The sequence below is a fragment of the Tessaracoccus rhinocerotis genome (assembly GCF_007197885.1).
Taxonomy (GTDB): Bacteria; Actinomycetota; Actinomycetes; order Propionibacteriales; family Propionibacteriaceae; genus Arachnia; species Arachnia rhinocerotis.
Genome location: NZ_VKKG01000006.1, coordinates 57,326 through 75,805, shown reverse-complemented (window position 1 = coordinate 75,805; position 18,480 = coordinate 57,326). Strand labels below are relative to the sequence as shown.

Here is an 18,480-nt window from a genome sequence, read left to right as displayed (position 1 = left end):
ACTGGTGTCCAGGGTCACGGCTGCGGATCCTCCTTCACGGGGGCCTTGGGTGCCTGCGGGTTGCGCTGGGCGAGCCGCGCGAGCATGGCGTTGTAGTCCTCGAACTCCTGGTCGCGGCCGGAGTCCAGGTGCCGGTCCTTGCGGGCGGCCTCCTTGCGGTCCTGCTTGGCCCACTGGATGCCGAGGGCGATGATCACCACCAGCGCCGGGATCTCACCGCCCGCCCAGGCCACACCACCACCGAGTTCCTGCGCGGCCGGCAGGTCCATCCAGGGCTGGTCGAGGTAGGTGTAGAAGGTGGCGGCGATGATGGACTGGCTGCCCATCAGGATCACGCCGAAGAACGCGTGGAACGGCATGGCGGCCATGATCAGCCCCAGCCGGCCGAGGTGCGGCAGCGGCTTCGGGGCGCGGTCCACGCCGATGATCAGGCCGTAGTACAGGTACCCGACCAGCAGGAAGTGCACGTTCATCAGCTGGTGCGCCCAGTGGTAGCGCACCATCGTCCCGAACAGGTCGGTGAGGTAGAGCAGGTAGTAGGACCCGATGAACGAGACGAACACGATCAGCGGGTTGTAGAGGAACCGAACCACCCGCCAGCCCATCGCCCAGCTGACCCAGTCGTGCAGGTTGTGCTGCGCCCCGGAGTCGGCCTTGCTGGCGCGCAGCAGGAGGGTGAGGAAGCCGCCGAGCACCAGCAGCACCGGCGCCATCATGCTCAGCGACATGTGCACCATCATGTGGATGCCGAAGTGCGGGGCGGAGTACCGGCCGAACCCGGAGCTGGTGGCGAACACCACCAGCGCCCAGCCCAGCGACCATGCGATCGTGCGGCCCAGCGGCCACTCGACGCCGCGGCGCCGGGCCGCGCGCAGGGCCACGAAGTACGCGACCATGGCGGCCACCGCGATGGCCAGCAGCAGCAGGTTCACCCGCCACTGCCCGAACAGCACCAGCGCCGTCGGTGCGGCGTCGACGTCGAAGCCCAGGAAGGTCTGCGCGATGCTCGTCGGCTCGAAGTACTGCGGCGTGGGGACGCGCAGGTGGGCGACGGTGACCCCCACCCAGCCCGCGATCGCCAGCGCGGCCACGGACAGCGCCACGCGCACGCGGGCCTGCGACGGGGCGGGGGCGTCGGCGTCGCGCCCAAGGACACCGCCCGTGGACAGCGCCCCGGTCACCACCAGCACGGCCAGGCACACCCAGCGGGCGACGATGAACCAGCCGCTCAGGGAGCTGAACAGGCCCGAGCCCGCCAGCAGGAAGACGGCGAGGATGACGTCGGTGACGACGATCACGGGCACCGCCACCGCGCCCAGCAGGGCGGTGCGCCGGCGGATCCCCGGAGTGATCTCGCGCCCGGACCAGGCCCGCAGCGCCAACACGGCCAGCACCCCGAACAGGGACTGGGTGGCGAACAGCTGGATCACCATGGCGTCGCCGCCCAGGTCGTGGTCGGGTCCGACCAGCACATGGCCGACGACGACGGGCGCCAGCACGGCCCACGTGGCTGCCAGCAGCGGGAACAGCAGCCCCGTCCAGCGGCGGGCGAAGTGGGCGCCGAGGGTGACGACGGTGGCGCCGAAGAACTGCACGAACACCGACAGCGGCGCGTAGGCGGCGGTCTGGACGTAGGCCAGCGCGCCGGGCATCAGGACCTGGGCGAGGTCGACGCCGGAGGTGTCGAGCGGGTCGAACAGCATCAGCCCGGCCACTGCCAGCATCCAGAGCCCGGAGGCGCGCTGCAGCACGCGGAGTTCGAAGGACGAGCCCAGGTCCTGGGCCTGTTTGGACGTGGCGTCGCGCAGGAACAGCAGCACGACGATGGCGCCCACGCTGACCAGGGCGGCGCCGTCGGCCATCGCCCGCAGCACCGTGGCGGTGATGGCGACGAAGGGACCGGGGAAGACGCGGACGATCTGTTCGTAGGGTGCTGCGCCCAGGACGGCGGTGGTGACGACGGGAACGGCCAGGAGCAGGCCGACGGCCACGAGCGCCACGAGTGCGCCGGGGACGCGGCTGGTTGGGGTGGTCGCGCGGGTAGCGGTGGTGGCGGTCAAGTTGCCGGCCCTCCGCTCAGCGCGACGCGCTGCTGCGCCGTCGGGATGTCCCGGCGTACGTTCCCTGCCCGACGGACCCGCTCCGCCACTTGCTCAACCCTCACGGCACCGTCCTTGATCGACCGCCGCAACTCTACAACACGTAGTTGTGGGGGTATCCGCTTGCTGCTAGCGTTCCACTACAACTTGTAGAACAGAAGGGTGCGGAGGTGGACGAACCACTCACGCGGTGGGCGTTCACCGTCGCCTTCGGGCTGCTCGCCTGCTATCTGGTGGGGCGCGTCGTGGCGGAGATCCGCAAGCCCCTGCAGGCGGTGATGCACCTGCTGCACCTCTTGATGGCCGTCGTGATGGTCGCCATGGCGTGGCCGTGGTGGGGGTACCTCCCGGCGCTGCCCCAGGTACTGGTCTTCTCCGCCGGGGCGGCCTGGTTCGTCGTGCTCGCCGTGCTGCTGGCCACCGGGCGCGTGTCCCACTTCGACACCGGCTGCCACGGCCCGCTCCACCAGGTGTCCCACGCCGCGAGCATGCTGGCGATGGTGTGGATGTTGGTGGTGATGGCACCCACCGGGGACGCGCCGATCACCCACCACCACGCAGCGCTCGGGGCCGGGGCGGTGCTGACCGGCACGGCGGTGACGGCGGCGATGGCCGTCTCCGCGGTGGCGCTGCTGGTGGAAACGTTCGACGCGCTGCGCCGGCCGAGGACGGTGCTGCCCGGACCGGTGGACGCCGGATCGGGCGTTGTGATGAGCGCGGGCATGGCCGCGATGTGCTGGATGATGTTGGGCTGAGACTTGGAGGAGCACCTGATGGACCACGACGTTGCCGGGCACGCCCGGGCCGACCGGACACGCCGTCGATTTCCGGACCGGGGGTGGCGGCCCACCCCTGCGACCGATCGACGCGGCGTGTCGGGTCGGGCGCGGGTCGCGACGGCGATGGCCGCCGGCGCGCTCGGCCTCGGCTGGGTGGGGGCCGGGGTGGCGTCGGCCCACGTCGGCGTGACCGCCAGCACCGACGAGGCCGGCGCCCACGCCGTGCTCTCCTTCAGCGTCCCGCACGGCTGCGACGGATCGCCCACCACCGAACTCGGCATCCTGCTCCCCGACGGGATCAACTCGGTCACGCCCACCCGGAACCCGTTCTACACGGTCGAGACCGTCACGGAGACGCTCGAGCCGCCGGTGGTCGACGGCCACGGCAATGAGGTGACGCAGCGGGTCGCCGAGGTGGTCTGGACCGCGCTCGAGCGGCTGCCCGACGGCCAGCGCGACGTCCTGGAGCTGGCGGTGCAGCTGCCCGCGGAAGCCGCCGGGACCACGCTCTACTTCCCGGTGGTCCAGACCTGCGAGGACGGGGAGTCCGCGTGGGTTGAGATCCCCGCCGAGGGCCAGGACCCGCACGACCTGGCCCTGCCCGCACCGTCCCTGGCCGTCGCCGAGGGAACCGGACACGGCCACGACGACGCGAGCGCCGGTGGCGCGCGGGCCTCCGGCCCGGACGCCTGGAGCGTGACGGCACTCGCTGCCGGCGTGCTGGGGATCGCGGTCGGGGCGACGGCGCTGGTGCGCTCCCGCAAGGGGTCATGACAGCCGCAGCACCGAGCCGGCCCGGGACGCGCGGGCTGCGGCTCCTCGCCCCCGTGCTCCTGGCGCTGCTCACCCTCCTCGGCCCCACCCAGCCCGCCGCCGCCCACGCCGAGCTGGTCTCCACCACCCCCTCCGACGGCGCGGCCCTCGCCGAGGCGCCCGCCACGCTCGAGCTGCGCTTCAACGAACCCGTCGGCCTCATCGACGGCGCGATCCGGCTGCTCGCCGCCAACGCCGACCCGACACCCCTGCGTGCCACCGTCACCGACGCCACCGTCATCGTCGAGCTGCCGGAGCTGGCCGCCGACGCGAGCCACGCCGTCGCCTACCGGGTGGCGTCGGCCGACGGCCACCCCGTCAGCGGGGTCGTGTCCTTCACCGTCGGCGACGCCGCCCCGGGCGCCGCACCGTCGGCTGCCTCCGGGACCCCGGCTGCCACCGAGCTGCTGGTGCGGGTCCTGAGCGGTCTGCTCTACCTCGGTCTGCTGGCGTTCGCCGGCCTCGTGTTCGCCACCCGGCTGGTCCTGCGCGGCGCCGGGGCGTCCTCCAGATCGCTACTGGTGGCGGAGCGCTGGAGCCTCGCCGTGGCCGGGGGCGCGGCGGTGCTCCTCGTGCCTGCCTCCGGCCTCAGGGTGGTGGGGGCAGCCCTCGCTGCGGTGTTCGACCCCGGCGCCTGGGCTCCCGGCGTCTCCTGGCCCGTGGTGGCGGTCGCGATCCTGGTGGTGGTGCTCGGCTGGTCAGCGCACCTGCTCGGCGGAGCGCGCACCGGCGGCCTCGCACCCCGGGGCGGGCTCGCCGTTGGGCTGGCCGGCGCGGCGGCCGTGTCCCCGGCGCTGGTCGGGCACACCCTCGCGTACAACCCGCCCGTCATGCTGGTGGCCGACGCCGGGCACCTGCTGGCCGGGTCGTTCTGGTTCGGCGGGCTGTTGGCGATGCTGCTGTTCCTCCATTCTCGACCAGGCAGGGACGAGGCCCGGGCCGCGCTGGTCAGGTTCTCCCGGGCGGCGCTGGGGGCGGTGGCGCTGCTGGCGGTCACCGGGACCGGGATGGCCGTGCTGGTGCTCGGCTCGTTCGAGAACCTGGTGGGGACCCCCTACGGCCGGTTGCTGCTGGTCAAGGTGATGGTGGTGGCGGCCGTGGTGCTCCTGGCGACGTGGGTGCGGTTCAGGCTGTTGCCGACCAGCCGGTCGCTGCTGAGGTTCTTCCGCGCGCTGCGCTACGAGGCGGCCCTGTTGGTGGCGGTGGCGCTGCTGACCGGCTTCCTCGCCAACACCAGCCCCTCCCACGGCCACCTGCACGGCGCGCAGCAGGTCTCGGTGCAGTCGCAGGGGCTGGCCGTGGAGGGGTCGTTGGCCCCCAGCGCGGTGGGCACCAACACGTTCTCGTTCACGCTCCTGTTCGACGGCGCGGCCGTCGAGTCCGGCGACGTGGCGGTCTCGTTCCGGCTCCCGGAGCAGGACCTCGGCCCCGTCGCCGCGGTGGTGGAGCCGCGGCCGGATGGTTCCTGGGCCGCCACGGTGGACCTCCCGGCTGCGGGGGAGTGGGAGGCGCAGGTGGCTGCGCGGGTCTCGAAGTTCGAGCGGCCGATCGCGGTGCTCAAGGTCACCGTGGGCTGAGGGTCCGTCAGATCCGGACCGGCAGGGGCAGTCCACAGGGCTGCGTGGCATCACTGCGGAAGGCCTGCAGGCGGGCGGCGCGCAGTTCCAGTCCCGGGTCGTGGGTGGCCTGTCCGATCCGCGACAGCGCCCCGGCGAGGGTCCGGGCCCCGGCCTGGCCCGCCGCGACGTCGTCGGCGGCGAGCTCCACCAGCAGCAGCGTGGCCCGACGCAGCGCGTTGCCCGCGGGGACCCAGCGGGGCAGGCACAGCGCGTTGAGCTCGGCGATCCGCACCGCCAGGCCGTGGCGGTGGCGCAGGTGGGCGTACTCGTGGGCCAGGACGGCGCGGAGCTGTTCGGGGGTGAGGTGCGCCTCCAGCGCGGAAGACAGGAGGATCTCGGGGCGGCGGCCAGGCACGGCCACGGCGAGGAACTCCTCGGAGTTGAACCGCACCAGCGTGAACGCGCCTCGGTCCTCCCGGGCGGTGGCGACGGGCGAGAGCCGGCGCAGGCTGCGCCGGTAGGAGTCGACCAGCGGTTGCGAGAGCCCGGAGACCAGGCCGATGAACGCTCCGGCGCCGGTGAGGGAGACCCAGGCGACGACGGTCACCAGCGCCCCGCCGCCCGCCCGGCCCGAGTCGGCGGCGACGGCCAGTGACGTGGCGGCCAGCACGGTCCCGACGAGCGCTGCGGCGACGAGGGCGAGACCGGTGAACAGGGCCGTGAACCAGGCGCCGAGCGCGAGGCGGGGTCGGGCGACCTGCCAGTTGCCGCGCGCCAGCAGCCAGGGAGCGAGGACCATGAGGAGGGCGGCGGCGACGAGGCAGCCGATGGCGGTTGGCACGGGCTACCCGCGCTGCCGGGTGTTCGCCTCCAGCGCGCGGCGCAGGACGTCGACGTCGTCTGGCTGGAGGTTGCCGGCGAACTTCAGGAGGACGGCCTCGCGGTCGGTGGCGCCGCCGAGGGCCGAGAGCATGGTGGTGCTGGCCTGCTCCTCGCCGGACTGGGTGGCGGTGAAGCGAACCTTGCGCGGGCCCTCGCCGCAGCGGCGGACGAGGCCCTTCTTGTGGAGGCGGTCGAGGACGGTGAGGACCGTCGTGGTGGCTGGCTCGGGGCCGGTGAGGGCCTCCTGCACCTCGCGGGCGCTGATGGGCTCCGCACGGTCCCAGAGGACCTGCATGATCTCCGCCTCGAGCGCGCCGGGCGCACGTTTCCTGCCGATCAGCGCAACCACCTCCCTGCGCCGGGACTCTACAGCATGTAGTACAGGGCGTGGGAGGGTTCGCGGAGGGGTGAACGTTGGGTGAATGGTCCCGTCCGGTTCCGGTTTCGGCTGCCGTGGTCTGCTCACCGGGCTAGCGTTGGAGCAGACCCCCAACCGGGAGCCGCCGAAACACAGGAGCCATGATGTCCACCCCTCGCGAGTTCATCGACGCCTACATCAACGCCTACGAAGCCCTCGACGTCGAGGCGTTCCTCGCCCTCTACGCCGACGACGCCCGTGTCTTCGACTCGGCCGAGCCGGCCGAGTACCCGGACAAGGCCGCCTGGCGCGGCCAAGTGGTGGGCTGGTTCAGCTCGCTCGAGCGCAACGGTGAGGCCGAGTGCGACTTCGAGGACGTCGAGATCATCGAGACCGCCGAGCTCGCGGTGGTCAACGGCCACATCGAGTACGAGGGCACCATCGTCGGCACCGACGAGGAGGTGGAACTCGAGTCCCGGGCCACCTTCGTCCTGCAGAAGTTCGACGACCAGTGGTTGATCATCCACGAGCACACCTCCATCCCGGTGGAGTTCGACGAGGACGACTTCGACGACGAGTTCGACGAGGGCGAAGAGGAAGGTGCGGAGGCCGGGGAAGGCAAGCTCCTGGGTGACCAGGGAGACCTGGACGTCGAGGGGGAGGGCCACCGCAGCGGCCTGCTGGGCGAGGGCGAGTCCCACCACCCGCACCACCACAAGTTGCTCGGCGACGAGGACTCCATGAAGGTGACCGGCGAGGGCCACCGCGGTGGCCTGTTCGGTGACCACGGCGACGGTGACAAGCCCACCGAGGCGCTGAACCAGTAGTTCAGTTCGCCTCCTGGCCTGCGACGACCAGGTGGAGGGAGCGCTGGATGCGGCGGACCGAGTCTGATGTGAGGTCGCGCCCGGCAGCGCGGGTGGCACGGGTGAGCCTTCGGACGGCTTGGTCGACCTGCGCCCTGTCGCCTGCAAGAGCCAGCAGTTGGATGTCGCGGACCGCGAGGGTCTCGTCCTGCCCAGCGGCCAGGCGTCCTCTGGAGACCGCCCATCCGGCAGCCTCCGCGTCCCCCTGCTCCAGCGCTCGGTCGAACAGGACGACGGCGGCGTCGGTGATCATGCTGACCATGTCCGTGCGGAGTTGCTCGGCCCATGGCCACTGGAACGCGACGCCCTCGAGCGGCTCTCCGCGCACCAGGTCCAGCGCCTCCCGGAGGATCGGCGTGCTGGCGTGGTTCACCCCGCCGGAGAGCAACACCTGGAACCTCTCCCAGTCCGACTCGACGTCCGGGTGGAGCTCCAGCCTCCCGGAGTAGGCGTCGGGCAGGTACGGGCTGCCGGAGAGGTCGTTGCCGAGCCAGGTGCGCAGCCGACTCACCATGGAGCGGCGCGTGGACTCGGCCACGACGAGTTCGCGTGCCATCCGGGTGGGCGTCGAGCCGGGGTTGGCCAGCAGCCATGCGCAGCACTCGGTGCTGGCGGCCCTGGAGCGGGAAGGGGCCGGCCCGGTGCAGCCTCGGAGCTCGACTGGGCCGAGCAGGAGGAGGGTCGGATGAGCTGTGTCGACTGTCCGGGCTGGCATCGCGGTGTCCTCGGTGGGTTCGAGCGTCTTGCGGGGCAGGACCTTCACGTTCGGGGGCAGGGGGTCCTCGTCCCACCAGGGGGCGGGCTCGGTGGTCTCGTCATTGGCGCCGGCGAAGAGCTCGACCACGGCATGCCGGGCCGGTGCCGACAGTAGTTGGGGGATGAACCGGGACTCTTCCGGGAGCAACAAGGCCTGTTCCGGGGAGTCGAGCCGGACCAGCTTCCAGCCGGGCGCCGGGGCAGGAGCGTGGTCGACGGCGGCCACGACGCTGACGCCCACCTCTCCCAGGGACAAGCAGTCCTCGATGCGCCTGAGCGCGGACTCGGGTACGGGCCGGCAGAACAGGAAGACGATCGGCGCCCAAGCACTGGCTAGGTCCGCGTCAGTGCGCAGCTCTCCCAGGCTTGAGCTGCCCATCTCGATCCGTCTGGAAGCGCAGAGCTTCTGCAACTGGACGAGCCCATGTTCCAGGTCGCTGACGCCGGTGATGCGGGGGTCGTCGAGGCTCGCCTCCCAGTCGTCGGGCGACTGGACCGTCACCACGTCCACGGCCGTTGACCACGGTGCGCACATCAGGCTGGTCAGCATCGCCGAGACGGCCGCCAGTGAGTCCTCTTCGGAGCCGTGCGCGAGGGTGCACCGGTTCGCCTCGAGCTCCGAGGCCACGTCTTCCCCGCCCCGCCAGCCGAGCACGACCCCGGTGGGCGCCATCCCGGCGGGCGGTTCGGCCGCGCCGCTGCGCTTGGTGAGGGATGACCAGAACCGCAGCAGTTCCGGACGCAACGGAAGGACGCGTCGTCCGACGGCGCGCTGCAGGAGCTGGGTGCGGCGCCGAGCGGCCACCCCGGCGAAGATCCCTGCCGCCAGCACGGCGCCGAGCGGACCGAGGACGTCGTGCTGTGCGGCCTCGTCCACTTCCAAGGGCTCGTGGACGTCGTCGGCAGGCGGTGGAGGTTCAGTGGAGGCGGGGGCCGAGGCCGACGGCTCGACGGTCGTCGGCGCAGGTGCCGGGGTGGTTGTGGGCGTCGGCTCCGAGGGCGTCGTGGGCCGTTCAGCCACCGGCGGCACCGTCTCCAGAACCGGTGGGGACGGCTCAGGGCGGGCGGGTTCATCACCCGGTTCACCGGGACCGCCGGGAACGACGTCGGGGACCAGTAGCTCCCAGCCCACCTGGATCTCGTCGGGGTCCTGGACCAGGCCACGGTTGGCCCCGTGCAGCTCGGGCCAGCGTTCGGCGTCTCCGAGGTGTTCGTCGGCTAGGTCCCAGAGGGTGTCCCCCTCGGCGACGGTGACGTGGGAGTTGGGGTCGGCCCCCGCCGATGCGCTCGGTTCCGAAACCTCGGGCAGGTTGAGGACCTGCCCCGGACGTAGGTGGGCGTCGTGGGACAGGCCGGGGTTGGCGGCGACCACCTCGCGCCATCTCTCACCGGAGCCGAGCACGCGCTCGGAGACCGACCACAGCTCGTCCCCGGGCTGGACAACGTACTGCGACTTTGGAGACTCCACGTCGTCCGTCGCCGCTGAGGGCGGGATCTCTTCCCGGCGCTCCTCGAGTGGGGCGACGGCGGCGGCCGGCGGGGGTGCCAGGTCCGGGTGCGTACCCGCGAGGGCGGAGCCGAGCAGCGGCGCCGCGACCGCTGCCACCAACGAAGCCACCACCGGACGGAGCCATCCGGTGCCTGGCAGGCGGATGTCAACCAGGCCCCGGGACACGGCACGCACGGACTCGAGCACGGTGGTGGCCGCCACCACCACCCAGGCGACCCAGCCGACGAGGGACAGCAGACCCAGCGTTATGCGGCCGTCGTCGGGTCGCAGCAGCGCGGTGGACCACTGCACCTGCGCCAGCCCGGCCACCTGGCCCCACTCGAGCAGGGCCCAGGGCACGCCGACCAGCAGCACCACCAACAGCAGCAGTGCCGCCAGTGCCTTGAGCAGCCTCATCGCAGCATCCCGATCCGGCCCCGCCTCAGAAGGGGAGCTCGCCCTGCACGAACGCCGTCACCGCGGTCACGATGATGAAGGCGACCGCGACGGCGCCCGCCAGCAGGATGGCGTTCTCGGTGGACTGGGACAAACCGCGCTCGTCATGGGCGGCGGGACGGACCAACTGCAGCCAGAGGCCGATGATGTTCTTGGTGATCATGTTCTCGTTCCTTCTCGTTGTTCCTACTTTGGTTGTTTGCGGGCGTCGAACTTCTTTGTCCACAGGCTCGTCACATCCCCCACAACGTCAGCACCGGCGGGATGACGAAGGTGAGGCCGAGCAGCAGCGCCGGGATGGTCATCCAGACGGTCAGCGCCTCGGTGGCCTCCTGCGCCTCGCTGCGTTGCCTCGAGACGTGCGCCTCCCTCAGCTCCTTCACCCGGGCCTGAAGGACGTCGGCGAGGGCGGCCCCCTGCTCCTCCAGACGCATCACGTCTGCGAAGTCCGTGAGCTCGGGCAGGTCCCACTCGCGGGAGATCCGACCCAGTTCCGCCCACGGCGTCGTCTGCTCCAGTCGCGAGCGCTCCAGCCCCGCCGAGATCCGGCGGAACAGCGGTGCGTCGGAGACCCGAGCGGCGGTCTCGACGGCTTGGGCCGCCGATGCATTCGCGAGCCGCTCCAGCGCCACGAGGTCGAAGAACGTGTGGATGCTCTCGGTGGTGGAGCGCCGGACCTCCTTCGCGCCCCGGGCGAGGTTCCAGTCGGCGAGGAAGTACCCGGCCACGGCCCCGACCAGCCCGAGCGAGACGGGGAGCGGGTCCGGCCGGGAGCCTGCCAGGTATTGCAACGCCACCCAGAAACCGGGCAGCAACAGACCGGAGAGCGCCAGGACGAGTTTCTCGGCAAAGAAGTCCCCGATGGAGCGATCCTGGAGCAGCAGGAGTTGCTGCTGCTTCTCGGTGACGGGCAGCCGGAACCTACGCTGCAGCGCGGCGCCGATTCCCTCGAGTCCTCGCGATTCGACGGTTTGCACCTGCTGGACAGGGACCGTGGTGCCGTCCAACGCCGCGAGCGCGTCCTCGAGCTTGGCGGTCCGTCCGACCGCACCGGCCAGGGCGAGGAATGCTCCCAGGCCCACGAGCAGGCCGGCGCCGATCGCCAGCCCGATCCCGGTCATGCCGACCCCCGCAGGAAGCGGGCCGTCGGCGCGGGGACCGTCCGTCGCCGCAGGATGGCGAGGGAGCCGATGTAGGCCGCGCCGATCCCGAGCGCCAGCACCTGGCCCAGCGGCGTCCGGTAGGCGTCGAAGAACTCTCCGCCGAGCAGGACCGAGGCCCCGAGCACGACTAGCGTGATGAGGGTCACCTGCCTCACCACGGCCCTTGGCTTCGCGCGCTCGGCGGCGATCTCACGCAGGGCCCGGAGGCGATCCTGCGTGTTGGCGCTGAGCGCGGTCAGGGTCGCACGGGTTCCCACGCCACCCCTGCTCGAGGCGATGGCCAGTGCAGCCAGCACGGCGTCGCCGTCGGCGGAGTCCAGTTCGTCGGCCATGGTGAGGAGCGCGTCCCGGGTGGTCCAGCCTTGGTCGATGCGGGCCACCAACCGGTTCACCGGTTGCACGAGCACCGCGGGCGCCTGCTGACGGGTGGCGATCACTGCGTCCCGGATGGACTTGCCCGTGGCGATCGACGGCGCGAGCAGGCGCACCCAGCGGTCGAGCGCCGCCAGCACGTCGATCTCGTGCTGCCGCGGCTCCTTGAGCAGTGCCGGGATCCCGATCGCGAACACCGGCACCAGGACCGTTGCAGCAAGCCAGCCGGACACCACAGCCAGGAGCACCCCAGCGGCGAGCGACCCGACGACCCACAGCTTCGAGCGTCGCGAGGACGATTCCCACACCTTGGCGACCCTTTTCCACAGATCTGGGGACAACTCTGTGGATTGCTCCCGTTTCATCAGGCCGGCGACGACGAGGGTCACCCCCAGAGCCAGCAGCGCTCCGATTGTTCCGGCGATCATCGGTTCCATGTCACACCTGCCTGGAACGGTTCGAGTTCGGCCGCCATCGAGGCCTCCGGCTGGAACAGTTGCCCGGCCCCGGACGTGGCCGCCCGGTAGACCAGATGCGTGCTGGGTCTGCCGCCCTCGATCGAGCCGGTGAGTTGCCGGACCTCGCTCACGAGCCGTCGCCGGGTGCCACCGCGCCAGGCGTTGTCCTCGAGGACGACGTGGACGATGAAGTTGATGTTGTGGGCCACCTGCCGCAGGGCCTCCTCCATCCCGATCACCCCGCCCTGCGCGACGCGTGCCGCGAGACGGTCAATGGTCGCGGTTGCCGAGTGCGAGTGTGTGGTGGAGAGCGTTCCCGCCCCGGCCTGCATCGCCTCGAACATCGCGCCCGCCTCGGCACCGCGCACCTCGCCGACCACGAGCCGGGACAGGTTCTGGCGCAGCGCCTCCGGGATCAGGTCCGCGACGCTCCAGGAACCGACCTCGCGCCCGGACGAGTTCTCGCCCAGCCCGACCTTCGCCTGGAGGGCCAGCATGTTGCGACGGTCGTGGCGGAGGTGGGTCAGGAGTTCGTAGTCCGTCTCGAGCGTGCCGAACCGTTCGGTGGGATGGATGGCGGCGATGAGGGCTCTCAACAACGTCGTCTTGCCGGCACCCTGGTCACCGGAGATGACGATGGACTTGCGGGCCAGCACCGCAGCGTGCAGCAGGTGCGCGACCTGGGCCGGAAGCATGCCGTCCTCTGCCAGGTCCGGGAGGGTCACGTCGGTGAGGATGTGCTGTCGGATGATGATGGACGGGCGATAGCTCAGGCCGAATCCGATCGCGTGCAACCGGAACCGGTCGCCGAGCGCGAGGGTCATGGTCGGGTGGGCGTCGTCGAATGGGCGCGGTGGGCTTGCGGTCTCACCCAGGAAGCGGATGGCGTCCACCAGTTCCTCGTCGGTGTCCGCCACCGGGGCATGGGGTTCGCGGTGGCCGTCGCCGTACTGCACCATGACCGAGTCCCAGCCGTGGATCTCTATGTTCTCGGCCTCGGGGATCTCGAACAGGGGCTGCATCCGGCCGTAGCCGAAGATGGCGTTCTCGACAGCCGCGGCGTAGCGGTCCTCGAGTTCCATCGGCCAGAGGGCCTCCCCGGTCTCGGTGAGCTGCTCGGCGTGGGCGTGCACCACGGACCGGATCACGGCACGGCCGCGGACCCGTCGGTCCTCCTCGGGGATCGGTGTGTGACGCTCCTCCTGCCACTGCTCGCTGATCTGGCTGATGCGCTCGGCGGCGTGCCGACGCAGCACCACCACCAGTGGCCAGTCGACGTCCAACGACGGTGGCACTGCCGATCGTGGCTCCGGAGCGTCGTGGCCGCGCCTTCGGGCCGGTGGATCCGGGTGCCAGTCCGAGGCGGCGAGTGAGTTGAACGCCCCGCCGAGGCTGGGGACCCGGGACACCGGGCTAGACATGAGCTGCCCTCGCCACCAGGGCCCGCTCCAGCTCACGGGCACTGCTGATCCGCTCGTGGATCCGCATGCCGGCCGCACGCAGCTGGCTCATGAGACTTCGCCCGCCGAACCGCTTGGGCTCCGGATCGCCGTCGGAGAGGACCGCCGCGAGTGCGGGGTTCCATTCGACGTCGGCCAGGCACTCGATCCCGAACTGGGCGGAGATCTCACGCGCCGAGTAGGGCCGGTCGGGGCCGACGAGGACCAGCCCGAGGAGCTTGTCGACGGGCAGTTCAGCCAACTGTTCGGCGAGCAGCGGCAGGTACAACCGCGTGCCGGCCAGGGCACGCAGCGACGTCCTCGTGAAGAAGCAGACCGCGTCCGCTCTCGCCAGCAGCGGCAACGGCAGGCCGTCGCGACCGAGCCGCCCAGCATCGACGATGACGTCCACGCCCCGCGCGTCCAGGGAAGCGAAGGAGTCGGCGAGCTCCGGCCACACCACGTCGAACAGGCGGACCGCGCCGGGCAGCGAGAACCCCGGCAGGAACCGGCGCTGGACGTCGCTCGACTCCGACAGGGCCACGGTGTGGTGCCACAACTCGGACGACAGCGGCCGGTTCTCCCGGTGGACCCTGGCCAGGCCTCCGAGGCCGCGGCCACCATGGTCGAGACCCCGCAGGTAGCCCGCCTGGATCGCCTGAGAAGGCTCTCGGTCGCAATCGGCGAGCAGCACGTCGCGGTGCCACGTCAGCGCCAGGCCGAGCGCGCTCGTCGTTACCCCCGGCGCCCCCGAGGCACCCGTGCAGACGATGACCGCCATCAGCCCTCACCCACCGCTACCAGGGCAAGCTGCTGGGTGGCGGCGAGCCGGGCGACGGCGTGCGCCGCTTCCTCGGGCACCACCACGTCGAGCACGAATCCGGTTCCGTCGTCGGTCAGGACGGGTGCTTCCGCCACGACCGCGTCGGTCACCGCTTCGTCGCCCTCGGCCAGACTCACCAGCTGCACCGCGGTGCCGGGCACGAGCTCGCTTCCGGGCATGCGACCCGGACCGAGCTGCAGTCCGACGAGGCTGTGCCCGGGCGGGATGGGCTCGTCTCCGAGGTGCCGGGCTGTCGGGAACGATCCTGCAGGCAGGTCCGTGCGCGCCGTCCGGCCCACGAGCTGGGCGAGTGAGTCGCCGTCGGTCACGTCGACCTGGAAGCCCGCCGGGACGGAGACGATGCTGAGGTCCTCGGCCGTGAGTTGCTGGCCGCGCACCACGTCCTCGGCCATCACGACGGCCGTCCGTTGGTCCACGCTGGCCGAGTACAGGGCCGCAGCCCCGAGCGCGCCCAGCACCACCAACAGCACGCCCAGCGCAACGAGTCTCGGGCTGCGCCGGGGCCGCAGTTGGACGCCCTCCGGCCTGGGCTGGGCTGGGGCCGTCGGGTCCCCGGCCTCGGGGGCGCGGTCTCGCAGCATCTGATCACCACCTTTGGTCGATGGCAGACAACTTATGAGGTGGAGGGGGTCAACGGCCGCGGCAGCATTTCGACCTGTGGATAACTCCCGCGAGGTGCGGCAGGCAGGCGTGGACCGGCCCCGTCTCAGCCCGATCCCACCTGAGAGTGGCCGGCTTCTCCATCGAAGTTGTCAACCATCTGTGGAAAAGCTCGGGCAGTTCTCCACCGCCGGCTCCCGAAGTTTGCGATCGGTTAACCCCGTGTTCACGCAGGGCGAAATCTCGTCAATTCGAGGTTGACCCGCCCGGGTGCTGTGGAAAAGGCTGGGGACAAGGTGCCGAAGCCGGGTGGACCACGCGCGGGTCGCAGCTGCTGGGCCCCGGCGGTCTACTCCTGCGGGACCTGGCCGTCGAGCACCCAGCCGAGGAACTCGCGGAGGCTGCCCGTCTCGCCGTCGCGGCCGCCGCGGCCGACCTCAAGCGACGGCAGGCTCGCCGTCAGCTTCACCCCGGTGATCCGTTCCCGCCAGCCGCCGGGGACGGTGAGCACCTGGTAGCCGCCGTCGGTGTCGATGGCGAGGGAGTGGTTCTGCCGGATGTACCAGCCGTGCTTGTCAGTGCGGACGAGGTGGCCGTCCATGGTGCGGGCCCGCAGCGGCACGGGGTCGAGGCCCTTCTCGCGGGCCTTCGCGATGAAGTCGTCGATGATCGCCTGTGCCGCCTGCGCCTCGAGGCGCGCGGCCTGCTTGCCCAGCTCGACACGACGCTGCGCGTCCGCCGCGCGCTCTTCCCTGCTCATGGGCCGAGCCTAGTGGGCGGCCGGCGGCAACTCGTCGGCGGTCACCGGTTCGCCGACGACGTCCTCGCCGTCGGGCGTCGGTTCGACGTCGCGGAGCTTCAGGTCGGCGATGCAGACCACTCCCGGGCGGAGGGTGTCGACGTCGAACCTCGAGCCGGCGCTCTCCAGGTAGCCGCGCATCATCCCCAGGTGCACTTGGCAGATGCTCGACAGCGTGGGCTGGGACACCGAGCGGTACGGGCACGAGTGGAAGGCAATGGTCTCCGCGTCCGGGGTGTCGATGGTGAAGCCCATCTCCTGGGTGTGCTCGAGGAGCGTCCCGATGCCGTCCTCGCCGCGCCGCGACGGCACCGCGTCGGCGGCGACCTCCTCGCCCCAGGCGCGGCCCACCTCCTCGGCTGCGCGGCCCGGGTCGGGTGCCCGGTGGATGAGCTGGCGCACCAGCACCTGCGTCAGGTCGCGCAGGTGGTTGCCGTCCACGACGGGCGCGGTCTCGGAGGAGTGGTAGAGGGTCTTCGGGCGTCCCTGCCCCTTGGGCGCCTCGTGGCTGCGGGTGGCGTACCCGGAGTCGACGAGCGCCTCGAGGTGGAACCTGATGGTGTTGGGGTGCAGGGCCAGGTCCTTGGCGAGCGACGAGACGCCCACCCCGCCGTCGATCTCGGTGAGGCGGTTGAGCACGCGGGCGCGCGTCGGCCCCAGACCGTGTCCCACCGTTTCATTCGCCACGCCCACATTGTGCACCTTCCCAGCGAACTTTTCACGAACAAGTTGGGAAATCCGCGTCGCGGAGCGGGTCTAGGCTGGTGGGGTCGAAGGAGACGTGGATGGAGAAGTACGACGTCAAGGCCGAGTTCAAGCACCTCTACGCGCCCGGCTCGAAGGATTTCGTCGAGGTGGACGTTCCCACCCTCGGCTACCTCGCCGTCGAGGGCAGCGGGGACCCGAACACGTCGTCGGCCTACGCCCAGGCCGTGGAGGCCCTCTACCCGGTGGCCTACGCGCTCAAGTTCGCCGCGAAGGCGGAGGGCCGCGACTGCGTGGTCGGCCCCCTCGAGGCACTCTGGTGGGCCGACGACATGTCCACCTTCCTCACGAGGGACAAGGATGCCTGGAGTTGGCGAGCGATGATCACGGTCCCGCCCTGGGTCGACGACGCGGCCGTGCGCGGGGCCGTCGAGGCCACCGCCGCCAAGAAGGACCTCCCGGGCCTCGGGCGCGTCGTCTTCCAGCCGCTGACCGAGGGCCGCTGCCTGCAGATCCTGCACGTCGGCCCCTACGACGACGAGGGCCCCACCCTGGAGCGGCTCCACAACCGGGTGATCCCGGAGCGCGGCCTCCGGTTCAACGGCCACCACCACGAGATCTACCTCTCCGACCCGCGGCGCACGGCACCGGAGAAACTGCGCACCATCCTGAGGCAGCCGGTGGCTCCCGCCTGACGCGACGCTGCAGGCCTGCCGATTGACACCGGCTACAGTGGCGACGTGTCAGAACTCGCAGTCCAGACTCCGCTGGTCGACGCCTTCGGGCGCACCGCGAGGGACCTGCGCGTCTCCCTGACGGACCGCTGCAACCTGCGATGCACCTACTGCATGCCCGCCGAGGGCATGGAGTGGCTGCCCACTGACAAGGTGCTCTCCGACGCCGAGGTGATCCGGATGGTGCGGATCGCCGTCGAAACCCTGGGCATCGTCAAGGTCCGCTTCACCGGCGGCGAGCCGTTGCTGCGCAAGGAGCTGGAGGACATCGTCGCCGCGGCCTCCGCAATGCGCACCGTCGACGGCGGCAGCCCAGAGCTGATGCTGACCACCAACGGCCTCGGCCTCGAGCACCGCGCGCAGGCACTGAAGGACGCAGGCCTCGACCGCGTAAACATCTCCCTCGACTCCCTGGACCCCGAGCGCTACGCCCGTCTGGCCCGGCGCGACCGCCTGCACGACGTGCTCGCCGCCATCGACGCCTCCCACGCCGTCGGCCTCACGCCGGTCAAGGTGAACTCCGTGATCATGCGCGGCCAGAACGAGCAGGACATCCTCCCGCTGGCCGACTACTGCCTGCGCCGCGGCCACCAGCTGCGCTACATCGAGCAGATGCCGCTCGGCCCGCACGACCAGTGGGACCGCTCGCAGATGGTCACGCAGACCGAGATCCTCGACACGCTCCGCGAGCAGTACGTCCTCACGCCGGCCTCCACCCCGCGCGGTGCCGCGCCGGCCGAGCTGTGGGAGGTCGCGCCCGACGAGCAGCAGGCCGGCGGCCGGATCGGCGTGATCGCGTCCGTCACCAACCCGTTCTGCGGCTCCTGCGACCGCACCCGCCTCACCGCCGACGGCCAGATGCGCAACTGCCTGTTCTCGCGCACGGAGACGGACCTGCGTGGCCCGCTGCGCGCCGGCGCCAGCGACGAGGAGATCGCACGGCTCTGGCTCGGGGGCCAGTTCGAGAAGCGTGCCGGGCACGGTATCGGGGAGCCGACCTTCCAGCAGCCCGACCGCAACATGAGCGCAATTGGAGGCTGACATGGAGATCCGATTCTTCGCCGGGGCCGCCGAGGCCGCGGGCACGCCGTCGCGAACCGTCGAGGTGACGCCCGAGCAGACGGTCGAGTACGTCGTGCAGCAGGTGGTGGGCGACGACGCACGCCTGGCCAAGGTGGTGGGGGCCAGCTCACTGCTGCTCGACGGTGCACGCGTGCGGGACCGCTCCGTCGCGGTGGGTTCGGCGACGCAACTCGACGTGCTGCCACCGTTCGCCGGCGGCTGATCCGCATCTCTTCGCGCCGGCTGG

General features: G+C 71.3%; 19 protein-coding genes. 7 read left to right on the top strand and 12 right to left on the bottom strand.

What is annotated here, in order from left to right; all coding sequences use genetic code 11:
- Window positions 1–14 precede the first annotated feature (14 nt).
- Window positions 15–2,060 (bottom strand): cytochrome c oxidase assembly protein, encoded by a 2,046-nt coding sequence (locus FOJ82_RS13705; RefSeq protein WP_143939061.1) that lies wholly within the window; start codon window positions 2,058–2,060, stop codon window positions 15–17.
- A 209-nt stretch (window positions 2,061–2,269) separates the two neighbouring features.
- Between FOJ82_RS13705 and FOJ82_RS13700 the strand changes: the two genes are divergently transcribed.
- From FOJ82_RS13700 to FOJ82_RS13690, 3 genes are read left to right on the top strand one after another with little or no spacing between them, the layout of a single operon-like run.
- On the top strand, window positions 2,270–2,854 hold the full coding sequence (locus FOJ82_RS13700; RefSeq protein WP_143939060.1) for a DUF5134 domain-containing protein: 585 nt from the start codon (window positions 2,270–2,272) through the stop codon (window positions 2,852–2,854).
- Between the two features lie 18 nt (window positions 2,855–2,872).
- Complete coding sequence (locus tag FOJ82_RS13695) at window positions 2,873–3,652, top strand: YcnI family copper-binding membrane protein (RefSeq protein ID WP_143939059.1); 780 nt, start codon at window positions 2,873–2,875, stop codon at window positions 3,650–3,652.
- A complete protein-coding gene (locus FOJ82_RS13690) occupies window positions 3,649–5,268 on the top strand; it encodes a copper resistance CopC/CopD family protein (RefSeq protein ID WP_143939058.1) in 1,620 nt (539 codons plus the stop codon). Before FOJ82_RS13695 ends, FOJ82_RS13690 begins: the two co-directional genes overlap by 4 nt.
- Before the next feature lie 7 nt (window positions 5,269–5,275).
- On the opposite strand, the gene FOJ82_RS13685 is transcribed toward FOJ82_RS13690, so the two are convergent.
- A complete protein-coding gene (locus FOJ82_RS13685) occupies window positions 5,276–6,091 on the bottom strand; it encodes a M56 family metallopeptidase (protein WP_143939057.1) in 816 nt (271 codons plus the stop codon).
- Window positions 6,092–6,094: 3 nt separating this feature from the next.
- On the bottom strand, window positions 6,095–6,481 hold the full coding sequence (locus FOJ82_RS13680) for a BlaI/MecI/CopY family transcriptional regulator (RefSeq protein WP_221933169.1): 387 nt from the start codon (window positions 6,479–6,481) through the stop codon (window positions 6,095–6,097).
- Window positions 6,482–6,654: 173 nt separating this feature from the next.
- Here FOJ82_RS13680 and FOJ82_RS13675 point away from each other — a divergent pair, with 173 nt between their 5' ends.
- The gene (locus FOJ82_RS13675; RefSeq protein ID WP_185975806.1) at window positions 6,655–7,317 is read left to right on the top strand and encodes a YybH family protein; all 663 of its coding nucleotides are present in this window, start codon (window positions 6,655–6,657) and stop codon (window positions 7,315–7,317) included.
- A 1-nt stretch (window position 7,318) separates the two neighbouring features.
- Here FOJ82_RS13675 and FOJ82_RS13670 read toward each other — a convergent pair whose 3' ends face one another.
- From FOJ82_RS13670 to FOJ82_RS13635, 9 genes are all read right to left on the bottom strand, one after another.
- Window positions 7,319–10,018 carry an AfsR/SARP family transcriptional regulator gene (locus tag FOJ82_RS13670; RefSeq protein ID WP_143939055.1) on the bottom strand — a complete coding sequence of 900 codons (2,700 nt, stop codon included), beginning with the start codon at window positions 10,016–10,018 and terminating at the stop codon, window positions 7,319–7,321.
- A gap of 25 nt (window positions 10,019–10,043) precedes the next feature.
- On the bottom strand, window positions 10,044–10,220 hold the full coding sequence (locus tag FOJ82_RS16305) for a hypothetical protein (RefSeq protein ID WP_185975805.1): 177 nt from the start codon (window positions 10,218–10,220) through the stop codon (window positions 10,044–10,046).
- Window positions 10,221–10,290: 70 nt separating this feature from the next.
- The gene (locus FOJ82_RS13665) at window positions 10,291–11,178 is read right to left on the bottom strand and encodes a type II secretion system F family protein (protein WP_143939054.1); all 888 of its coding nucleotides are present in this window, start codon (window positions 11,176–11,178) and stop codon (window positions 10,291–10,293) included.
- Window positions 11,175–12,020 (bottom strand): type II secretion system F family protein, encoded by an 846-nt coding sequence (locus tag FOJ82_RS13660; protein WP_185975804.1) that lies wholly within the window; start codon window positions 12,018–12,020, stop codon window positions 11,175–11,177. The genes FOJ82_RS13665 and FOJ82_RS13660 overlap by 4 nt, the downstream gene beginning before the upstream one ends.
- Entirely contained in the window at window positions 12,017–13,471 is a 1,455-nt protein-coding gene (locus tag FOJ82_RS13655) for a TadA family conjugal transfer-associated ATPase (RefSeq protein ID WP_143939052.1), read from the bottom strand. The genes FOJ82_RS13660 and FOJ82_RS13655 overlap by 4 nt, the downstream gene beginning before the upstream one ends.
- Entirely contained in the window at window positions 13,464–14,270 is an 807-nt protein-coding gene (locus FOJ82_RS13650; protein WP_143939051.1) for a hypothetical protein, read from the bottom strand. The genes FOJ82_RS13655 and FOJ82_RS13650 overlap by 8 nt, the downstream gene beginning before the upstream one ends.
- The gene (locus FOJ82_RS13645) at window positions 14,270–14,914 is read right to left on the bottom strand and encodes an SAF domain-containing protein (protein ID WP_143939050.1); all 645 of its coding nucleotides are present in this window, start codon (window positions 14,912–14,914) and stop codon (window positions 14,270–14,272) included. Before FOJ82_RS13645 ends, FOJ82_RS13650 begins: the two co-directional genes overlap by 1 nt.
- 368 nt (window positions 14,915–15,282) lie before the next feature.
- On the bottom strand, window positions 15,283–15,693 hold the full coding sequence (locus FOJ82_RS13640) for a hypothetical protein (protein WP_143939049.1): 411 nt from the start codon (window positions 15,691–15,693) through the stop codon (window positions 15,283–15,285).
- A gap of 9 nt (window positions 15,694–15,702) precedes the next feature.
- A complete protein-coding gene (locus FOJ82_RS13635) occupies window positions 15,703–16,419 on the bottom strand; it encodes a helix-turn-helix transcriptional regulator (RefSeq protein ID WP_143939048.1) in 717 nt (238 codons plus the stop codon).
- A gap of 98 nt (window positions 16,420–16,517) precedes the next feature.
- On the opposite strand from FOJ82_RS13635, the gene FOJ82_RS13630 reads away from it, so the two are divergent.
- Genes FOJ82_RS13630 through FOJ82_RS13620 form a run of 3 tightly spaced genes read left to right on the top strand, consistent with a single transcriptional unit; the run spans window position 16,518 to window position 18,456 of the window.
- Window positions 16,518–17,132 (top strand): GyrI-like domain-containing protein, encoded by a 615-nt coding sequence (locus FOJ82_RS13630; RefSeq protein ID WP_143939047.1) that lies wholly within the window; start codon window positions 16,518–16,520, stop codon window positions 17,130–17,132.
- A 45-nt stretch (window positions 17,133–17,177) separates the two neighbouring features.
- Window positions 17,178–18,212 carry a GTP 3',8-cyclase MoaA gene (moaA, locus tag FOJ82_RS13625; protein ID WP_221933168.1) on the top strand — a complete coding sequence of 345 codons (1,035 nt, stop codon included), beginning with the start codon at window positions 17,178–17,180 and terminating at the stop codon, window positions 18,210–18,212.
- Between the two features lies 1 nt (window position 18,213).
- A complete protein-coding gene (locus FOJ82_RS13620) occupies window positions 18,214–18,456 on the top strand; it encodes a MoaD/ThiS family protein (RefSeq protein ID WP_143939045.1) in 243 nt (80 codons plus the stop codon).
- The last annotated feature ends 24 nt before the right edge of the window (window positions 18,457–18,480 follow it).

Excerpts from the sequence above, each read along its gene's own strand:
- FOJ82_RS16305 (WP_185975805.1), bottom strand. The coding sequence starts at position 10,220 with ATGATCACCAAGAACATCATCGGCCTCTGGCTGCAGTTGGTCCGTCCC.
- FOJ82_RS13665 (WP_143939054.1), bottom strand. The coding sequence starts at position 11,178 with ATGACCGGGATCGGGCTGGCGATCGGCGCCGGCCTGCTCGTGGGCCTG.
- FOJ82_RS13670 (WP_143939055.1), bottom strand. The coding sequence starts at position 10,018 with ATGAGGCTGCTCAAGGCACTGGCGGCACTGCTGCTGTTGGTGGTGCTG.
- FOJ82_RS13675 (WP_185975806.1), top strand. The coding sequence starts at position 6,655 with ATGTCCACCCCTCGCGAGTTCATCGACGCCTACATCAACGCCTACGAA.
- FOJ82_RS13655 (WP_143939052.1), bottom strand. The coding sequence starts at position 13,471 with ATGTCTAGCCCGGTGTCCCGGGTCCCCAGCCTCGGCGGGGCGTTCAAC.
- FOJ82_RS13645 (WP_143939050.1), bottom strand. The coding sequence starts at position 14,914 with ATGCTGCGAGACCGCGCCCCCGAGGCCGGGGACCCGACGGCCCCAGCC.
- FOJ82_RS13695 (WP_143939059.1), top strand. The coding sequence starts at position 2,873 with ATGGACCACGACGTTGCCGGGCACGCCCGGGCCGACCGGACACGCCGT.
- FOJ82_RS13660 (WP_185975804.1), bottom strand. The coding sequence starts at position 12,020 with ATGATCGCCGGAACAATCGGAGCGCTGCTGGCTCTGGGGGTGACCCTC.
- FOJ82_RS13650 (WP_143939051.1), bottom strand. The coding sequence starts at position 14,270 with ATGGCGGTCATCGTCTGCACGGGTGCCTCGGGGGCGCCGGGGGTAACG.
- FOJ82_RS13640 (WP_143939049.1), bottom strand. The coding sequence starts at position 15,693 with ATGAGCAGGGAAGAGCGCGCGGCGGACGCGCAGCGTCGTGTCGAGCTG.
- FOJ82_RS13620 (WP_143939045.1), top strand. The coding sequence starts at position 18,214 with ATGGAGATCCGATTCTTCGCCGGGGCCGCCGAGGCCGCGGGCACGCCG.
- FOJ82_RS13690 (WP_143939058.1), top strand. The coding sequence starts at position 3,649 with ATGACAGCCGCAGCACCGAGCCGGCCCGGGACGCGCGGGCTGCGGCTC.
- FOJ82_RS13630 (WP_143939047.1), top strand. The coding sequence starts at position 16,518 with ATGGAGAAGTACGACGTCAAGGCCGAGTTCAAGCACCTCTACGCGCCC.